Below are 20,538 nucleotides of genomic sequence, written 5' to 3'. Positions count from 1 at the left end.
ATAATAATGCTGGTTTTTTTTATTCTTTAAGAATACATTACAAAATTTAAAGTCATAACAAAAGTATAATGAAAAACCTTGTGTTTTTCCTAGGAAAATATATTGTGGATAAAGCTTTGGATAAGGATGTGTACAACGCTTAGATGCAGGCATAGGAGAAAAAATAAAAAAAGAGGGATTATGAAGCCTGCCACACTTTGCCCATATGCATTTTTGTAATTTTAGCATACTCAAAGGTATACTTCTAAAGGTGTAAACAATTACTAGTAATAATTTGATCTGTGAGATATGCTCTTGTGAGAATTTTGTGAGAACTTTTTGATAAAGTTTACTTATAATAAAAAAATAAAGATTTGAAGTAAGGGGGATCTTATGAGGAGCAAAAGCGCTAAACGATTTGTGACGTTCCTTGTTGTACTTGCTATGCTTTTGGTAGATGTAGTACAACTATCTGGAATAAACAAATCACTTATTGCAAAAGCAGACACTGATGGCAGCCTTTATGGGGCGCTTTTAGTCAGTGATGTTGGAAGTAGTCCAACACTACAAAACGGAAATACTTCAAGAAAGCTTGCTGTTGGTTCTGATGGAACTATATATGCAGTTTACAGAAGTAATGAAGGTATCAGAGTAGCCAAAAGCACAGATAATGGTGCAAGCTTTATCCCAAGTGTAAGTGTTTATAACTCTAACTATGAAGCTGAAGTAGCAGTATCATCATCGGGGATAGTATATGTAACCTGGATAGAAAACAGCATGATTAAGCTTTCAAGAAGTACTGATCATGCAGCAACCTTCTCTCAACCAGTAGATGTAGGTGCATCCAATGGTATGGGAATGATGGGTATGGGATCGAGTGTACATATGACTACAGATGGTAACTATTTATATTTCATTGATAAAAATGGACAAAACTTTTATAAGAGTGAAGATGGAGGAGATACTTTCTCTCATTATGATTTTAATGAGTCATATGTATTCTCAGATGTGCATGTAGATCCATTCACTCACAATGTAATAGTTCAAAAAGATAATCCAAGCATTACTTATTATATAAGTACTGATCATGGACAGACCTTTAGTGCACCACATATGCCAGGAAATCAAGTGTTCTACTCAGTTGGAAGCATTGCTGCAACAGCCGACGCAAGCTACTTGCTTATCGCAGGTCAAAGCAGTAGTGGTGTAAAGGTTAACTTGTCAACTGGAATTTCAACAACGCCAGATATGGGTAATAACCAAGTTTCTCAAGGTAGATCCTTAAGTGATGACTGGTATGGAAACGTAGTAACTGGATTCTCAGATGGAAGCTATGTATACTATGCGGTAAGCGGTGATCTAGGAGAAACCTTTGGAGCTGCACAGCAGGTTGCTCAGACAACAGTAGCTAACGCATCAATTAACTCAACAAACGGAGATGTATTATTCTTATATGAAAGCAATGGACAAATATATCTTAAAGTCTTTGGAGGAAAGCTTCAGGGCTATGATCTTAAGGTATCAAACAGTAGCTTGTTCTTTAATGCAGCTACTAACGAACTAACTAAGAAAGTAACTATAACTAATATATCAGAGCAGTCTATAAATATTGTAGACATTAAAGCTACAGGAGACTTTACTGTAAACAGAACTGGTGTGGGGAGTACTCTTAGCCCAGGGCAGACGGGAGAGATAAGTGTAACCTATAATACCTCTGAAAATCCAACAAGTGCAGGTAAGATATCTATACTTTATGGAAGTCCAACAAAGGAAAGAATAATAAGCCTCAATGGAGCTTTAGATGGGGGAGAAGCATCAACTGGTGGTTCATCTCAGCCTACTCCAACTCAAGAACCAGCAGCAGCTTTAACTGCCACTGCAGCTAAAGGAACACAGGTAGGGGACACCAAAGTAAATGCAGCTCCAGCTGATGGCAATCACTTAGCAGTGAAATATTCAAATGCTACGATTGCTACTCCGAATAAGGGAGATGCAGCACCAACAGGTACAGCAGTTACTAATCCATATGTAGCAGGTAATGATATTAATTTAGATAATTACAACATAAATAGATATTTAGGAGTATATGAACTAGACAGCAGTGAGAAGGTTGTAGGCTTTAAGCTTATTAATCTTCAAGATAGCCAGATCTATGGTATACCAAGCTCAGTAGATGCAACAGCAGTAAAGGGAACTAATAGTCAGGAAACTAGAGTTATGGTAAATACTTCAGATGTAACTCATCACATTGCAGTTAAGGTTTCTGATAACCTTATAGAAACTCCAGTAGAAGGAGATAATGCTCCAATAGGTGGAGGAGTATACAATCCTTATAACTCAGGTTCAGATATAAATCTTGGAGACTATACCTTAAATAAGTATTTAGGAGTATACGAGCTTGATCAAAATGATAAGGTTCTAGGCTTTAAGCTAATAAAGTTATCAGCAGCAGAAGTAAATACTACTGCTAAACTAATAAATGCTAGTGCAGAAAAAGGCAGTAATACTGCAGATACTAAGATAAATGTTACTCCAGGCTTTGGCAATCATATTGCAGTAAAGGTTTCAGACTCTACTCTGAAGACACCTTATATAGGTGATCCAGCTCCAACAGGAGAAGGAGTTACTAATGCTTATGTTCCAGGTTCTGATTTATATCTTGGTAATTACACTCAAAATAAGTATGTAGGTGTATATGAATTAGACGGAGATAATATGGTTGTAGGGTTCAGATTGCTAGAACTAACAACTAATGAAATAAATATAGCAGCTCCAGCTATAACAGCAGATCCAGAAAAAGGCAGCACTACAGGACAAAGTAAGCTTATAACATCACCTCAACCTGGTAACCATACAGCAGTTAAAGTTTCTTCAACAGTTGTATCAACTGCAAACATAGGCGATGATGCTCCAACAGGAGTAGGAGTGACTAACCCATATACTTCAAACACAGATATTGATCTTGGCGATTACACTGTTAACAAATATATAGCAGTATATGAATTAGATACAAATGAAAAAGTTGTAGGCTTTAAGCTAGTAAACTTATCAAATGAAGATATAAACAGAGAAGCTAAAGCTATAGTGGCTAATGTTGGACAAGGAACTAACAATGGAAGCACAAAGGTTAACGTAGTTCCAGGAATCGGTGACCATATAGCAGTTAAGGTTTCAAACGTACCTCTAGGAACTCCAAACACAGGAGATTATATGGAAACAGGTTTAGGAATAACAAATCCATATACCTCAGGAACAGATGTAAACCTAGGGGACTATGTAAACAATAAATACTTAGGTGTTTATGAATTAGATTCAAATGAAAAAGTGGTAGGTTTCAAACTTATAACTTTAACAAATGAAGATGTAAATAGAGTTTCTCCTGAAATAGTAGCAAGTCCTGAAAAAGGAGATGTTTTAGGTAGAACTAAGATAAATGCAACAGCTGGAATAGGAAATCATCTAGCAGTTATGGTATCTGAAATAGCAGTTTCAGCACCAAATAAAGGTGATGCTATGCCGTTAGGCCTTGGAATAACTAATCCATATACTTCAGGTACAGATATTAACTTAGGTGATTATACTAAGAACAGATACGTAGCAGTTTATGAATTAGATTCAGATAATAATGTAATTGGCTTTAAGCTAATAGCTTTAAGTGATGCAGACATAAACAGAACAGCACCAGAAGTTACTGCAGATGCTGAAAAAGGAACTGGCACTGGTAAGACTCAGGTAACTGCAACAGCAGGAACAGGAAACCACTTAGCAGTTAAGATTTCAGACAAGGCATTGCCTTCAGTAAACATAGGTGATGCAGCACCAGTAGGAGAAGGAGTAACTAATCCTTATACCTCAGGTACAGATGTTAACTTAGGTGATTATACTAAGAATAGATACTTAGGCGTTTATGAATTAGATAAGAATGATAAGATTGTAGGCTTTAAGACTATAATTTTAGATGATGAGCAGATAAACAGAACAGCGCCAGAAGTTACTGTAGCTCCAGAAAAAGGAACAAACACTGGAGAAACTAAGATAACTGCAACAGCAGGAACTGGCAATCATTTAGTACTTAAGGTTTCTGATGCAGAAATACCAACAGTAAACATAGGTGATGAAGAACCAACAGGAACAGGAGTAACTAATCCATACGTTTCAGGAACTGACATAAACCTTGGAGATTACACTAAGAATAAGTATATAGCTGTTTATGAAGTTGATTCAAATGGCAAAGTTGTAGGCTTTAAGGCAGTAACTTTGACAAATGAAGATATTAACAGAACAGCACCAGAAGTTACTTTAGATCCTGAGCAAGGAACAACTTTAGGTAATACTAAGGTTACAGCAACTGCAGGAAACGGAAATCACCTTGCAGTGAAGGTTTCAGCTACAGAGATTCCAGCGGTAAATATAGGAGATTCAGCACCAGTAGGTGAAGGGGTAACTAATCCTTATACTTCAGGAGCAGACATAAACTTAGGAGATTACACTAAGAATAAGTATCTAGCTGTTTACGAACTTGACTCAAATGATAAGGTAGTAGGCTTTAAGCAAGTTACTTTAACAAATGAAGAGATCAATAGAACGGCACCAGAAGTTACTGTAGCTCCAGAGAAAGGAACAACTGGAGGTAAGACTCAAGTTACTGCAACAGTAGGAGAAGGAAACCACTTAGTAGTTAAGGTTTCAGACACTACCCTTCCAGTAGTAAATGTAGGAGATGTAGCACCAACAGGAACAGGAGTAACAAACCCATATGTTTCTGGAACTGACATAGACCTTGGAGACTACACAAAGAATAAGTATCTAGGAGTTTATGAAGTAGATAAAGATGGCAAGATAGTAGGCTTTAAAGAAGTTGTATTAACTAATGAAGATATAAATACAACTGCACCAGAAGTTACTGCAACAGTTGAAAAAGGAACTACTTTAGGTGAGACTAAGATCAATGCTACAGCAGGAAATGGTAACCACCTTTTAGTTAAGATTTCTGATACAGAACTTCCAGTTGCAAACAAGGGAGAAGCTGCACCAACAGGAACAGGAGTAACTAATCCATATGTTTCTGGAACTGACATAAACCTTGGAGATTACACTAAGAATAAATATCTAGGAGTTTATGAAGTAGACAAGGATGGAAACATAGTAAGTTACAAGACAATCACTCTTCAAAATGAAGACATAAACAGAACAGCTCCAGAAGTAACTGCAGATGCAGAGTCAGGAACAAAGGTAGGAGATACTAAGGTTACAGCAACAGCTGGCAATGGCAATCACCTAGTGGTTAAGGTTTCAGACACAGCAACTACAAATGTAAATGTAGGAGATGCAGTGCCAACAGGAACAGGAGTAACAAACCCATATGTATCAGGAACAGATATTAGCTTAGGAGATTATGCTAAGAATAAATATTTAGAAGTTTACGAAGTAGATTCAAACAATAAAGTTGTAGGTTTTAAGCTAATAACTTTAGCAAATGAAGATATAAACAGAACTTCAGCTGATATAGCTGCAGCAGCAGATAAGGGAAGTGCTTTAGGAAAGACTAAGATAATAGCACAATCAGCAATAGGTAACCACTTAGCAGTTATGGTATCAGATGCGGTAGTAGCAATACCAAACAAAGGTGATGCAATGCCGCAAGGACTTGGAATAATAAATCCATATATTTCAGGTTCAGATATAAACTTAGGAGATTACACAAAGAACAAGTACGTAGCAGTATACGAATTAGATGCTGACAACAAAGTTGTAGGCTTTAGATTAGTAGCTTTAAGCAATGAAGACATCAATAGAACAGCTCCAGAAGTGACTGTAGCACCTCAGAAGGGAACAACTTTAGGAGAAACTAAGGTTACAGCAACAGTAGGGCAAGGAAACCACTTAGTGGTTAAGGTATCAGACACTACACTTCCAACATCAAATGTAGGAGATGCAGCACCAACAGGAACAGGAGTAACAAACCCATACGTTTCTGGAACCGACATAAACCTTGGAGACTACACAAAGAACAAGTACCTAGGAGTTTATGAAGTAGATGCAAATGGTAAGGTAGTAGGCTTTAAGCAAGTTACTTTAACAAATGAAGATATCAATACAGCTTCTTATGACTTGGCAGCAGCTGCTGCAAAGGGATCTACTTTAGGAAAAACTAAGGTATTGGCAAATGCAGCTATAGGCAATCACCTAGCAGTTATAGTATCAGACACAGTAGTTAAAGTTCCTAGCAAGGGAGATGTACTTCCATCAGCTCTTGTAAAGATAAATCCATATACTTCAGGTTCAGATATTAGCTTAGGAGATTACGCTAAGAATAAATATCTAGGTGTATATGAATTAGATTCAAACAACAAGGTTGTAGGCTTCAAAGCAGTAACTTTAACAAATGAACAAATTAACAGAACAGCTCCAGAAGTTACTTTAACTTCAGCGGTAGGAACAGCTACAGGAACAACTAAGATAACTGGAACAGCAGCACAAGGAAACCACCTAGCAGTTAAAGTTTTAGACGGCACTGTAACAACACCTAATGTAGGAGATACAGCACCAACAGGAACATTTGTTACTAATCCATATACCTCAGGTAGTGATATAGCTCTTGGTGATTACACTAAGAATAAATACTTAGGAGTTTATGAGTTAGATGGAAACAATAAGGTGGTAAGCTTTAAGTTTGTAACCTTGGCTGATAATGCTATAAATAAGACTGTAGTTCTTAATGATACTCAGTCAGTAAGTTCAGATAAGGACAGCTTACAAGTGAAATATGCAGATGGTGATAGTGCAACTAGTGTTACTAAACCACTTATACTATCTGGCAATGGTTCAAATGGAACTGCTATAACTTGGGCATCTAATCCATCAGGTTTAGTTTCTAAGGACGGAACACTTGCAAGACCACTATTTGACACAGATGTTAAGTTAACTGCAACTATATCAAAAGGAAAGATAAGCGATACTAAGGACTTTAGTATTAAGTTAAAAGGAACCGTTCCAGTGCTTTATGACTTAAACAGCGGTGGAGAGCTTATTGATCCAACTGACAAAGACAAGGCAAGTATAACTAAAGCAAATGAACTTAATATTGGTGGAAACAGAGATTACCTAGTAGATCTATTCATAATGTCTATCGAAAAGAGAAACACAAATTATGAAGGAAAAACAGTAAAAGTAGGTATAGAAGAAAAACCAGTAGTTGATACTAAGTTCTTTAGTGCAATTGATGGTAAAGATATTTCCTTAAGCTTTGTTGGAAATAAGGTAGGTTGGACATTTAATGGTAAGGACATAACTGCAGATAAGTTTGCAGGAATGGACAAGATAGATTTATCCTTAAAGGAACCATCTGCTGAGCTTATAAGCACCATTGGAAATAAACTTAAATCTGATGCAGGAAAAGAAGTTGAGTATGCTACATTCTCATATACTTACGATGGTTACTTACCAGGTAAGGCTACTGCTAAGGTTTATGTAGGAAAGCAATGGGCAAATAAGACTGTTGATGTTGGTAGATTCTATACAGACAAGAACAACTATGATATAGTAGCTAAAACTGTACAAGTTGATAGCGAAGGTTATGTGTCTTACGTGACAAATCACTGTTCAGATTACTTTGTTGTAGAGTCAAATGCATTATCAAAGCCAACAACTATAACTACTACTGACAATCTTCCTAAGACTGGATCACCAATCAATACAGGTTCTGTAGCTCTAGCAGGATTCATGTTAGTTGCTCTAGGATATGTAGTTATGAGAAGAAACAAGAAGACTAATATGTAGTAGCTTAACATATTAAAAAGGTTATTCTTATAATAGGAAGTTTAAGTAAAAAGTAGTTAGAAAAATTATAGAAGGCTGCTACCAAGGCGTTAAGCTAAGGTAGCAGCTTTTCATTTTATTGAAATTAATATCTCATCTTTAATACACCAGATGAGTTTATATCAACTTTAACGCTTATATTGAAGTTAACTTTGCTATACTTACCTTCCAGCCAATCATCTGAAAGGTTGTAAGAAGAGTTTTTAGCCCAATATATCCGCTGAAGATTAAGAGTATCCAACTTATTCTCTTTGAGTTTTTCGCAAAGATGAGTTAGTTTATCCTTAATATAAAGTTCAAGCTCTTCTTCAATACGATTTGTATCTTTGTAGTCTTCGCTGACCTCTTCTAAGGCAGCATCTATTTGTGTTTTTATATCAAAGGTTAGGTTGTTATTATATGGTTTTTTAATTTTTATTTTTGTTTTAGATTTGTTTATTCCAAACCCCATGGGAACTTTGTTCCCATCATAATTGTATTCTAATGAGCTGGATCTGATAGTGTTATTTAAAATATTAAAAAACTTGGACTCATCTTTTTCCAATGGACATCAGCTAAAATCCTGTATATTTTTATATGAAACAACTTTCTATAAACGTTAATTCTATTTATTCGTTAATGCTATTGCCTATAGATCTAGGAGATATAAAATTACTAACTGCTATTACTTTCTAGATTAGTATGGCTGTTAAAATGCTAAAATAAACATAAGAAGCAGAGCATTGATAATATAAATAAAAAGTGTGTATAATGACATATATATAATTATGTGTGAAACAAAGATAGTGAATATTAAGCTGATTGCAAAGCCGATAATTGCCTAGGCAATACGTAGGCTACTAGCAAAATTTAATAAGATTGGATGGTCTTTTATGAAAAGAAGAACAAAAATAGCAGGTTCTACGATAATAATTGTATTAATTATACTTATAGGGGTAGGAATATTCTTAATAAAGCCTGAAAAAGAAGTGGATTACTTCGATAAAAGTAAGGTAAATGCCTCGGATAGCAATTTACTAGACACTAAGGCTTTAGATCTTAAAAACTTTTCCTTAAATCTTTCCATAGATGAAACTAAATTAAATACATTAATTGCTGCAAACAATAATGTCCATGATTTTAAGGCTCAAATAGAAAATAATAACATAGTTTTTTATCAAAAAGTAAACTTAATAGGTTCTTTAAACTCTCAATACAAGATGGTATTTGATGTAGGTACAGAGAATAATAACATCGTATTAGCTTTGCAAAGTGCTCAGATAGGAAAGATAAAAATATCAAACAGTACAGTGATGAAAGAGCTTAAGAACCATGAAAATGATCTTATCTATATAGATGAAGCACAGAGTAAGATAATATTAAAGCTACAGAAAATAAAGATTAATGAAGCTAAGGTAGAAGGCAGTTCTATAAAGATAAAAGTAGATTTGAGGGAATATATTAAAAATAATTTAGGTATTCTTAAGGATTTATTTAAATAACGGTAGGCGCTGTAAAATCTTTGTGTTGAAATTAAGTGGTTAGGTATCTGATGCTTTGAGGAGCTTGTACAATATAATTAAATATAGGAGTATTGTTATTAATTTAAGATATAATATTTTATATTATAGAAAGTATAATACTACTAAACTGCGAAAGAGACCACTGATGGCGTAAATGTTGCTAGTGGCTCTTTTTGATGTATAATATAAATTATTGTAGATAATTGCTGAAAATTGATAAGATGAGTTTTCTAATGTATAATCTAAATGAAAGAGAAGCTGACATATACAGGAGGGCATTATAATGGAGACTAAAAGGGTAGAATGGGTTGATGTTTGTAAAGGACTTGCAATATTAGCTATTTTTATCGGTCATATAGGACCACAAGACATAATTACAACTTTCGTATTTAGATATCATGTTCCACTATTCTTTTTTTTATCAGGTTTTTTCTTCTCTAGGAGAAAAGTATTAACAGCAAAAGATTATATTATAAAATGTATAAAAGGAACCCTAGTGCCTTATATGTTCTTTTGTGCTATTAATATAGTTGTTGAAATAGTTGTTAATAATGGAGATGTAAGTAAGATTCCTGCTTTTTTAACACAAGGTTTGTTTGGAGTTAGGGATCATATCGATTTTGCCGTTCAATTATGGTTTTTAACTTGCTTATTTTCAATACAAATAATTTATTACATATTAAATAGAATTTTGAAAAAATCTATTTTAATAGTCATAATAACATTTACTATGACTATTATGAGTGCATTTTTTCTTAAAATGCCTTTTAATACAACAATGTTTTTAAATATAGATAGCGCTATATACTATACGTTTTTTTATTGTATAGGTGATTTAATTTATCCTAAGTTAGAAAGCTTATCGATGAGTAAGACTGACGATAAAACTAAAAAAATTATTAAAATGTTTGGTATCATAACTTTGATAGTTACATTCTATATTTACTGTAAGTTCTCTGTATTAGATGAGGCTATTAGGAGACATTCTGATATATCATCAATTGCGTTTATAAATACTACAGTTGCTCAAATAATTACTTTATTCATAACATTTATTTTAATTGCTGCTAATATAATTGTAGCCTTTTCATTGAGCAAATCTACGTATTTAGCTGATATGGGTAAAAATACTATTATATTATGTGGTTTTGAAAGAGTCTCTATGATAATAGTTTTTCAAGTGCTAGGTTTTATGGGGATACAATTAAAAACAGGACAAGTAATATATAAGATACTTATAGCAGTTTTAAAGGCTGCAGTAATACAAAAGCTATTTTTCAAACTATTTAACAATAACATACCCTGGGCTACAGGAAGATCTGTGAAACAACTAAATTAGGATTTTTATTAGCTGTTGGCAATGAGCCAGCAGCTTCTTTACTGTTTAGACAGTTATAAACAATTGATAGCTAAAGCTGGTAACTTAAAGGGTTTAGAATGGATTTTACGGTAAATACTGAAGCAGTAAAAAAAACTGGAATAAGGTATATTATGGAATGAGATTTAAATAAAGTTATTGAGTACAAAAAAATGTATTAGTATAAAATGTATACGGTTAAAAAGGCGCTGGAATGCACTTCTTTCAGTATTTTTTTCTAAAAATCAATGGTTAAAAGTTTTCACTAGAAAATTTATAGTATATGAAGTGTCTTTTAATATTATATTAGGTTTTATTATAATAGCTGTACAAAAAAAAGAACTGATAAGAAATTAAATGAGAAATTGAGATAAATAATAAAAAGAACTATAAAAGAGGAGTTTTTAAATGTTATGTCAACTTTTGTAATAATATGAAATATAATATAATATTATGGTAAATTATATAATAGGGGGAAAAGAAATGAAAAATTTTAAGAAAGTGTTTAGTTTGCTTTTAGTTTACTTTTTTGTTGTAACGGTTATTCCTACAAGCCTAATTAGCAAAATAGTAAATGCAGAAGAGAGTGTTCCTAAGTTTTTAGATTATACTGAGGGATATGCAATGGATAAGCTGATTTATAAGGATAATTCTCTTGCTACGATTGATTTCAGCGATAGAGAAGTATCTTTAACTTATATTAAAGATACTAAAGCTAAAAAACTTGATGGCTATATATCTGATTATCTTGGAAGATCAAAATATGTTCTAGATAAAGAAGATGAAAAAGGAAGTCATTTATATGTTTATGATTTAGAAAAGGGAGAAACTGTAGGCGATTACAGCTTTGAAGAACAAAAAAATGCTACAAAAAATAAGTATGGTAACAATGCGAAAATAGATGTATATCATATTTATGGTGACAGATGGTATCAGTATTATGGTGACTATAAATCTGAATATGTACATGGTTTAGTTTCACCATCAAACAAGGTAATCGAGTATGGTAGTGAGTATAGTCTACAAAATAGCGCTACTGATAAATCTGGAGATAATATTTATGGGTTATTTACAAGATATGGTTCAGTTGATGAATATATAAAGATAATTAATAAGGATGGTTCTATAAAGGAATACACTATAAATGATAATCCAAGAGAAACAAACTATAACATTCTTAGATTATATGTTCAGAATAACTCATTGTGTGCCTTAGTAGAAAATTCAAAACACGAAGTTACTGCTTCAAAATTTAATTTTGAAAATAATACTGCTAAGCTAGGTGATGTTTTATTTTCAAGAACAAAGAATGATTTTGCACAAGATAGTAATGGCGACTTTTGGACTGTAGAAAATGGATTTGTTAAGAAGTTTGTAGATAGTAAATGGGTAAATAAATATGAAGTTGATAAGAATATGGATTCTATTGCAGTATACGATGATAACAATATATTCCTATCAGGTTATTTTTACAATGAAGATAAAAAGGATCATGTTGGTATATATAAAATTATAAATAATGCATCAGTACCAGAAACAAAGTCAGAAACACCAGCTTCAGGAAATGGACAAGGTGGAAGTGCTACAGGAAATAGTGGTAGCAATAATTCAACAACAGCTCCAGGAATCACAACAGGTGCATCAGGAAGTGCTGGGTCAACAGCTCCAACTGCTACAGGAACTTCAACTCCAACTGCTGCTACTTCATCAACAACACAAAATACAACCACAGCATCAACTACTAACAAAACAGTAGTAGGTACAGCAAAAAATGGAGTGCTACCAGTAGCAGTAAACAAATTAGATAAAGATGCAGCAAATGTAGTTGATGCTACAAGCGCAGCTTCTGGCAACAAGGTAGAAGTTACAATAGCAGATACAAAAGCAATAAAAGAAGGTAATGGATCTCTTCAATTAAAAGCTGGACAAAATGAGATAGTAAACTTACCATTCTCAGTGGTTGATAAGAGCTTAATAACAGACAGTTCAAAGCTTGTATTAGATACAACTGTTGCAGATAACACTGACATAGTTAAAGGGCTAAAGGCTGTAAAGAAACTTTATAGTTTTGATCTTACATTAGTAGATGGTGATAAGAGAACAGCTATACATAAGTTTGCCAATGGTTCAGCAGAAATAGCTATAAATCTGAGTGATGAAGAATTAAAAGGCTTAGATAAGAATAACTTAGCTGTATTCTATTATAATGAAGATACAAAGAAGTTTGAGTTAATGGATACAAAAGTTGATGGCAACAAAGTGACCTTCAAGACTCCACACTTTAGTAAATTCATAATAGCAGAAAAATCTTCAAATTCATCAAACTCAGCACAAGTATTACCTAAGACTGGATCAAGCTTTGGAACAATGTCTTTAGTTATATTAGGTGTAGTACTTGTATTATTTGGTTTTGCAATCACTAGATTTAAAAGAGTGGCTAAATTAAACTAGTTTTATTTAGCTGTCAATTAAATTAACATTAAAATAATGAAGGAGGTGGTAAATCCACCTCTTTTTACTATATAATTGTGTTTAAAGGGCTTTGAAATAATAATGTTAAAGTATTTTATATGATTTTGACTTTTAAAGGGGGACATGCATTGATTATAGAACTATTGATTTTTATAATGCCATTTATAATTCCGTACACCATTATAGGTTTTGATGGTGGAAACATATTGTTAACACTTGTTTCACTAATGTATATATTGCTAAGAAGAAAAAAGATTAGGCTAAATAAAGTAATAATATTTTTATTGATTTCACTGCTTTTTTTATCAGTAATTTCTGCTGTAACTAAATTTTCAATACTAGCATTAAACGGACTTAGTCTATATCTAGCACCAATATTTTATTATGTGATTTATTCATATTTAAAGGATCACAAGAGAAAAGATGACATAATGAAATATACTGTTTACATAATGGCTGTGTTATCAGTTATATTCATAGTATATGAAGGTGTATTTTTGAAGCTGAGAATCTTTGGACTTGTCGGTTACGCAAATACTTTTGCACTATCACTTTTGATCCTTATACATATAAACAATATAAGGGAATATGATGGTTACAAAGTCCCAATTGATATTATTTTTATAAGTTCAATACTTTTTACGGGTTCAAGAAATACTTTAGTTTATATGTTTGTCTACATAATTTTTGCAGCATGGAAATCTAAAAGCATAACACATATCTGCAATATATTAGTATCAACTATTTTGTACATATTAGTAGCCGAGCTATCCATTATTGGGTTTCTTCTTGCACCAATATTAATTTATCTATATATGCTTTTTGAGAAGAAAATAAGTGATAATTCTAAAAAAAGTAGAAATGTAGTTATTTTAGTAGCATCAATTATTTTAATAATTGCTATAGCTTCAATAAGTGGAAGTAACAGTATTGAAAGAGTAAGAAATATATCCATAAATAATGGCTCAATGCAAGAAAGATTCATAATCTTTGAGGACACAATGAGGGCAATTAAGTCCAAACCTTTAGGTCACGGAATTAATACCTTCAGTAAATATCAATATTACCTTCAATCCGCATACTACGATGTGAAGTATGTTCATAATTCACTGCTTCAGATAGGCTTTGATATAGGAATATTAGGCATTATACCATTTTTATTATTACTTATATATGGAGTTGTAAAAAGTTTTAAGAAGATAACAGATAGGCAGCCTCTTGAAGTGTTAAACTTAGTCATATTTGTACTGATTTTTCTCCATAGTTTTTTAGATTTCGATTTTTCTTTTGCGAGTATATTTGCCTTATGGCTACTTCCTTTATCTTTAGAGCTGAAAAACGACTTTGAATTTAATGTAAGTGATAAGGTAGCAATGGCTTCACTATGCAGCTTGAGTATATTTTTAGTATTGATACTATACAATGAAGGAATTATTAAATTAGGGAATTATTTTACTAAATATGGTAATTACTCTACAGGAAGAAACATTACAAAAACAGCATTATTTAAAGATAGTAGATATTATGAAGTGATAAGTGATAGTTACAAACAGCAATACTCATATAACCAAGACTCTAAATTGCTTAAGCAGCTTGAAATAAATCTAGAAAAAGCAATAAGCTGTGATAGAGAAAATCTTAACCTTAAGTGGGACATGGCTTATATAAAAGGGAAGCTTGGAGAGAAGGAAGATGCAATAAGTCTTTGGAATGAGGTTGTAGATGGAGAAAAGTACTACTTTGATGCTTATAAAACCTACTATGATTACTTACAAGATATTAAAGCTAAGGACGGTGCAAGTTACAAAAAGCAACTAGAAGCACTATCGGCAAGACATAGAGAAGCCTACGATTCTTTAAATACGAAAAGTAAATATCTAAAAAATCAATTAAAGGAAAGTCTTTCTGATACTATAGAGATGAAAAGATAACAATATTGACATAACAACATTCGTAGATGTGACACAACAGTTGCTATAGTTTAATATGTTGTAAGTGGTTGGAAGTTAATTGCGATAGAGAGGAAAAGTATGTGTTTTATTGTAAAATAGTAGAATGTGGAATAATAATTTGTTGTGCTTTTGTACAAAAAGATAACCTTATAATTATGAATAAACACAAAAGATTCGACATGAAATTTATGAGATTTTATTATAGAAATTTCATCAGGTACATAATTTTACTTTAAAATGTAGTATTTTCATGGTAAGATACATTAGTGAGTTTTAAATATAATTAAATTAAAAAAAATAACGTAATAAAAGAAAAAAATGACAAAAATAGAGCTTCGTTGTGGTTGGACAGCTGCAAAATATGAGCTTATAATTTAAATGAAATAAAATAATAAAAAATATGACATATAAAAATATAAATTTATAAGATAGATAAGATTTAAATAGGAAATATTTAATTTTGCAGGGGGATGATTACATGGCTTCAGGTATTGAAAATTCTTTATTAGAAGATGAAGTGGATTTTAATGAAAAGAAACATTATGATGAGATTAAAGATAATTCTGATATAGGGGTAAATGAATTCATTTATTTATATATTAAGAGATTATTTGATTTTTTTAGTGCGTTGATACTTTTAGTAACCATATCGCCAGTACTATTAATTATATGCGTAGCAATAAAACTAGATTCTAAAGGACCAATATTTTTTGAACACAGTAGATTGGGTAAGTGTGGTAAATTGTTTAAAGTATATAAGTTTAGGACAATGGTTTATAATGCTGCTGAAGTTTTTAATAATTTCACACCGGAACAAAAGGCTGAGTTTGAAAAAAATTTTAAGTTAGATAATGATCCTAGGATAACAAAGCTAGGAAAATTTCTTAGGAAGACAAGCTTAGATGAGTTACCACAACTTATTAATATAATAAAAGGTGATTTAAGCGTTGTTGGACCAAGACCTATTGTACAAAAGGAAGTGGTAAAGTATGGAGCACATGCTGAAAAACTTTTTACTGTCAAACCAGGTCTTACAGGCTACTGGCAGGCTAATGGAAGAAGTAGTACTAGTTATGAAGAAAGAGTAAAAATGGATATGTACTATATTGACAATAGAACTACTTGGCTTGATATAAAACTTATATTTAAAACTGTAATGTCAGTTATTAAGAAGGATGGAGCAATGTAGGGTAATTGATAGTAAGTTTATCTTTATGTGATAGAAAGAGGTTGTTAAATTGGATAGAAAGTTAAAGTTGTTGTATATTTCTGAAGCCACAAGTGGAGGCGTTAGAAAAAATGTTTTAGACCTAATTAATAACATAGATAAAGATAAGTTCGAAGTACATTTTATATATTCAGATATTAGGGCTGATGATATATTTATAGATAATATAAAAGTACTATCCAAAAATATAAGTACATATAATGTGAAAATGGTGAGGAATCTAAACTTTTTTGAAGATATAAAAAGTTTTTTGAAAATAAATAACATAGTTAGGAAAGTTAAGCCAGATATAGTTCATTGCCATAGTTCAAAAGCTGGTGGAATTGGAAGGTTAATTGCATATATCAATAGAGTTCCTAAGATTATATATACACCTCATGCTTATGTGATTCAAAACCCTAATATAGGTAATCTTAAAAGAAATATCTTCTATATAATAGAAAAACTTTTAGCAAGACTTACTACTACCACAATAAATGTATCAAATGGAGAAAAACAGTTTGCGGTTCAATCAAAACTTATAGAAAAACAAAAGTCTAAAGTGATATATAATGGGATAGAAAATATAATATCAGATATAGGTAATATACATAGTAAAAGAAATGAATTAGGACTTTCAAGAGAAGATTTTATAGTTGGCGTTGCTTCAAGACTAGAGGTTCAGAAGGATCCTTTTACTTTTATAAAAATTGCTATAAAAGTATGCAATCATATGCCCAATGTTAAATTTATATATGTAGGCGACGGAGAGTTATCATTGGACATTAGGAAAATATTGAAGCAGAACAATATGGAAGATAGAATAAAACTACTAGGGTTCAGAGATGATATTTCAGAAATTATTAGTGTATTTGATATATATATGATAACATCGTTATATGAAGGGTTGCCATATTCTCTTGTTGAGGCTATAGCATGTGGAAAACCAATATTAGCTACTAATGTGATAGGAAATAATGAAATAGTAATAGAAGGAGTAAATGGGGAATTGTTTGAAAAAGGAAATATAGAGCAAGGTTTTCATAAACTAGTAGGAATGATAACTGATCAAGAAAAGCTGACAAGATATTCAGAAGAAAGCTTAAAGATGTATAGCTCTAAATTTACGATTGATAATATGATTCAAAATGTTGAATTAGTGTACTATAATAAAACTTCATAAATTTAAGAAATTATATATTTAAGAAGTGTAATAGGTATTTTATGATGGTTCATTTATTATATCTATTATTAGATTTTATAGCATAAAAAATTACTGTTAATGATGAGGAAAATAATATGGAAAATTTAAATGTAATAATAATTTGTGATTTTGCATTTCCAAGCGGAGGGTCAGAAAAAGTAGCTATAGAAAGTGCTGTGGGATTGGCTGAGAGAGGTGTTAAAGTTACTTATTTTTCAGCAGTTGGTCCGGTTTGTAAGGAATTAGTTCATCCGAATATTAAAGTTGTATGTTTAAATCAGCAATCGTTGGTAAAACAAAAAAATATTGCAGCGGCTTCTATTCAAGGAATTTGGAATTTCGAAGCTAGGCGAGAATTTAAGAAACTTTTATTAGAGTTTAATCCAAAAGACACTGTAATACATCTGCATTTATGGCAGAAAGCAATATCAGCGAGTATCATTAGAGAGGCTATAAAGAATAAATTTAAGGTAGCATTTACATTTCATCATTATTTTATTGTCTGTCCTAATGGAGGGTTTTATAATTATCAAAAGCATGAGATATGCAATAATATAAAACCAATGTCTATGAAGTGTATAGTATGCCACTGTGATTCTAGAAGTTACTTTCATAAGTTTTGGAGGGTTATTAGGACATTTGTAGAAAATAAATTAGCATATAGTCCTAGTGGGATAAAGAATTATATATATATATCACAGCTTGGTAGAGATGTATTAAAACCATATTTACCCAGTGATGCCAATTACTATTCTATAGATAACCCTATAAATATCTCAAAACAAAATAGAGTTAATGCTAGTAAAAATAATTGCTTTATATTCGTGGGAAGGCTTTCAAAAGAAAAAGGTGTTATACTTTTAGCAAAAGCTGCAAAAGAGATTGGATGTAATATTATATTTGTAGGAGAAGGCGATTGCGCAGATGAGATAAAGGAAATATATCCTAATGCAGAAATAACTGGTTGGGTGGATAAGGATAAGGTTCAAGAATATCTTTCTATGGCTAGAGCGCTTGTTTTTCCTGCATTATGGTATGAGGGGATGCCGCTGACTGTCCTAGAAAGTCAGGCTAAGGGAATTCCAGTAATTTTATCAGATACTTGTACAGCTATTGAGGTAGTTAAGGATAATGAGAATGGCTTCTTGTTTGAGAGAAATAATTTAGATAGTTTAGTAGAAAAGATGAGACTATGTAATGATGACTCTTTAATTGACAGGTTAGGCAGAAATTCTTATGACCAGTTCTGGAGTAAAGATTATTCTATCAATAAACACATAGAAAAACTAGTTAATGTTTATGAGAAAATTATAAAAAGCTAAAATAATTATAGCTTTTTATATTTTTAATTATAAAAGTATTTATGGAGAGGAAAAGGTTACATGCTAAAGGATAAGACGGATAATATGATAGTCTATATTATTGGCTTTTTGATAATAATATTTAGTGGTGGAATATGGCCTTATTTTTATGGTAAGTATTTTGAAATAATATATATAGCAGTAGCGATGGTAATTTTATTGGTTTTAATTAAAGATTATTTGCTTGACACTTTTAAGTTATTAATTCCTGTAGGATTTGTTATTGCTTATTTGTCATTTGAGTTGGTATTTTATAGTGAATCTTTTGATGGGTATACTTACTTCTTGAGAAATTTAATATTATTATTTTTGGTTGCATTATTTCTTTATAAGAAAAAAGTAAGCATATTAACCTGTCTTACAAAAGTGTTATATCACTACAATTATATATGTTTCATTCTCTATATAATTATATTTATATTGAATATAAATATACCTCATAATATTGTTCAGAATAGTGGGTTTAATGTGAATACCTATACTTCATATATGAACTTATCATACTACCATCAGATTGTATATATTAGTGATAAGTTGTTTATTAGAAATAATGGTATTTTTTACGAACCATGTTATCTTGGCATGTACATATCTTTATTTTTAGTTAATGAATTATTTTATAGAGATAAAATAAGATTGATAGCAGTTATAGTGGCATGTTTTAATTTGTTTACAACAATGTCGACAACAGCTTTAATTTTTGTAGTTGCGATTTTTTTGGTGAAGTTCTATACTTTGAAATTTGATAATAGATTAATAAAATTATTAAAAAATATCTTTATTCCTATAATAACTTTTGCTTGTGGAGTTGTTGCGATATATATATATATATCGAAAGTGCAAGGCTTTGGGAAATTATCTTATGGAATAAGACAAGAAGATTTTTTGTTAGGATTAAAGTTATTTAAAGAAAGGATTATTGCAGGATGGGGGTTCGATAATCTTAATGCTATAATTTTTTTGGAATCTTCTGACCTTAGAGGAAATGGTTTAGGTTCTAACTGGGGAAGTAGTAATGGATTAACACTATTAATGTATCAAGGTGGACTTTACTTCTTGATGGTTTACGTTACAGGTATTTATTATTACTTTAAAGATTTATATTTAAAAAATAAAATTGGAAGTCTAATCTTACTTTCGTGGTTAATTTTATTTTTGATTTCAGAACCAATACAATATAACAGGTTAATAATCTTTTTTGTTGTTTATGGAATCTTAATACGGTACTATGATGTTTTTAAAAATAGAGCCGAAAAAATGTATTTTTCATAAAGTACAAAGTGTAATTCTTGCAAGTTACTTTTTTATTTATAATTTTTCGGCACTAGTAGAAGATAAAATAAGAAGCAGGAAGAGTAATATTTATTAATATCTTTTATATGTAAAAAAAGTATTGTACGTAAATAGGGTAGCATTCTATGACCTATTTTGTTATTAGATGTTGTTAATACATCATGATTTGCCTACTGCAAATAATTATAAAATTAATAATACTAGCAATAAATATACTACCACTAAGATATTATAAGTGTTAATAATACACTAATTATAAAATAACTGATTTGAAGTTATTGTTACTATTTTACCAAAGAGTATAGCATTGTTTGTTTGTCCTCTTTGGTTAGAAGTTTTAAATTTAAAACAGAAATTAAATTTTATCGAATTATATAAGTAATGCCTGATGAA

At 31.4% G+C, this 20,538-nt stretch carries 10 protein-coding genes; 9 read left to right on the top strand and 1 reads right to left on the bottom strand.

The window, feature by feature from the left end; all coding sequences use genetic code 11:
• Nucleotides 1-372 precede the first annotated feature (372 nt).
• Nucleotides 373-7,758 (top strand): immunoglobulin-like domain-containing protein, encoded by a 7,386-nt coding sequence (locus tag GXK57_RS08770; RefSeq protein WP_128215485.1) that lies wholly within the window; start codon nucleotides 373-375, stop codon nucleotides 7,756-7,758.
• Between the two features lie 124 nt (nucleotides 7,759-7,882).
• On the opposite strand, the gene GXK57_RS08765 is transcribed toward GXK57_RS08770, so the two are convergent.
• Nucleotides 7,883-8,341 (bottom strand): Ger(x)C family spore germination C-terminal domain-containing protein, encoded by a 459-nt coding sequence (locus GXK57_RS08765; protein WP_128215484.1) that lies wholly within the window; start codon nucleotides 8,339-8,341, stop codon nucleotides 7,883-7,885.
• 328 nt (nucleotides 8,342-8,669) lie between these two features.
• On the opposite strand from GXK57_RS08765, the gene GXK57_RS08760 reads away from it, so the two are divergent.
• The 8 genes from GXK57_RS08760 to GXK57_RS08725 all read left to right on the top strand — a co-directional run bounded on the left by GXK57_RS08760 (nucleotide 8,670) and on the right by GXK57_RS08725 (nucleotide 20,124).
• On the top strand, nucleotides 8,670-9,278 hold the full coding sequence (locus GXK57_RS08760; protein WP_128215483.1) for a hypothetical protein: 609 nt from the start codon (nucleotides 8,670-8,672) through the stop codon (nucleotides 9,276-9,278).
• A gap of 304 nt (nucleotides 9,279-9,582) precedes the next feature.
• Nucleotides 9,583-10,638 carry an acyltransferase family protein gene (locus GXK57_RS08755; RefSeq protein WP_128215482.1) on the top strand — a complete coding sequence of 352 codons (1,056 nt, stop codon included), beginning with the start codon at nucleotides 9,583-9,585 and terminating at the stop codon, nucleotides 10,636-10,638.
• A 501-nt stretch (nucleotides 10,639-11,139) separates the two neighbouring features.
• Complete coding sequence (locus tag GXK57_RS08750) at nucleotides 11,140-13,107, top strand: LPXTG cell wall anchor domain-containing protein (protein WP_160674498.1); 1,968 nt, start codon at nucleotides 11,140-11,142, stop codon at nucleotides 13,105-13,107.
• A 149-nt stretch (nucleotides 13,108-13,256) separates the two neighbouring features.
• The gene (locus GXK57_RS08745) at nucleotides 13,257-15,059 is read left to right on the top strand and encodes an O-antigen ligase family protein (protein WP_160674495.1); all 1,803 of its coding nucleotides are present in this window, start codon (nucleotides 13,257-13,259) and stop codon (nucleotides 15,057-15,059) included.
• A gap of 499 nt (nucleotides 15,060-15,558) precedes the next feature.
• The gene (locus tag GXK57_RS08740) at nucleotides 15,559-16,269 is read left to right on the top strand and encodes a sugar transferase (RefSeq protein WP_128215479.1); all 711 of its coding nucleotides are present in this window, start codon (nucleotides 15,559-15,561) and stop codon (nucleotides 16,267-16,269) included.
• 49 nt (nucleotides 16,270-16,318) lie between these two features.
• Nucleotides 16,319-17,470, top strand: coding sequence for a glycosyltransferase family 4 protein (locus tag GXK57_RS08735; protein WP_160674492.1), 1,152 nt, complete (start codon nucleotides 16,319-16,321; stop codon nucleotides 17,468-17,470).
• Between the two features lie 116 nt (nucleotides 17,471-17,586).
• Entirely contained in the window at nucleotides 17,587-18,813 is a 1,227-nt protein-coding gene (locus GXK57_RS08730) for a glycosyltransferase family 4 protein (protein ID WP_128215477.1), read from the top strand.
• A 60-nt stretch (nucleotides 18,814-18,873) separates the two neighbouring features.
• Nucleotides 18,874-20,124 (top strand): hypothetical protein, encoded by a 1,251-nt coding sequence (locus GXK57_RS08725; RefSeq protein WP_160674489.1) that lies wholly within the window; start codon nucleotides 18,874-18,876, stop codon nucleotides 20,122-20,124.
• Nucleotides 20,125-20,538: the final 414 nt, after the last annotated feature.

It is taken from the genome of Clostridium sp. C8-1-8 (assembly GCF_009928445.1).
Classification (GTDB): Bacteria; Bacillota; Clostridia; order Clostridiales; family Clostridiaceae; genus Clostridium_AR.
This window is presented reverse-complemented; position numbering and strand designations above follow the sequence as displayed.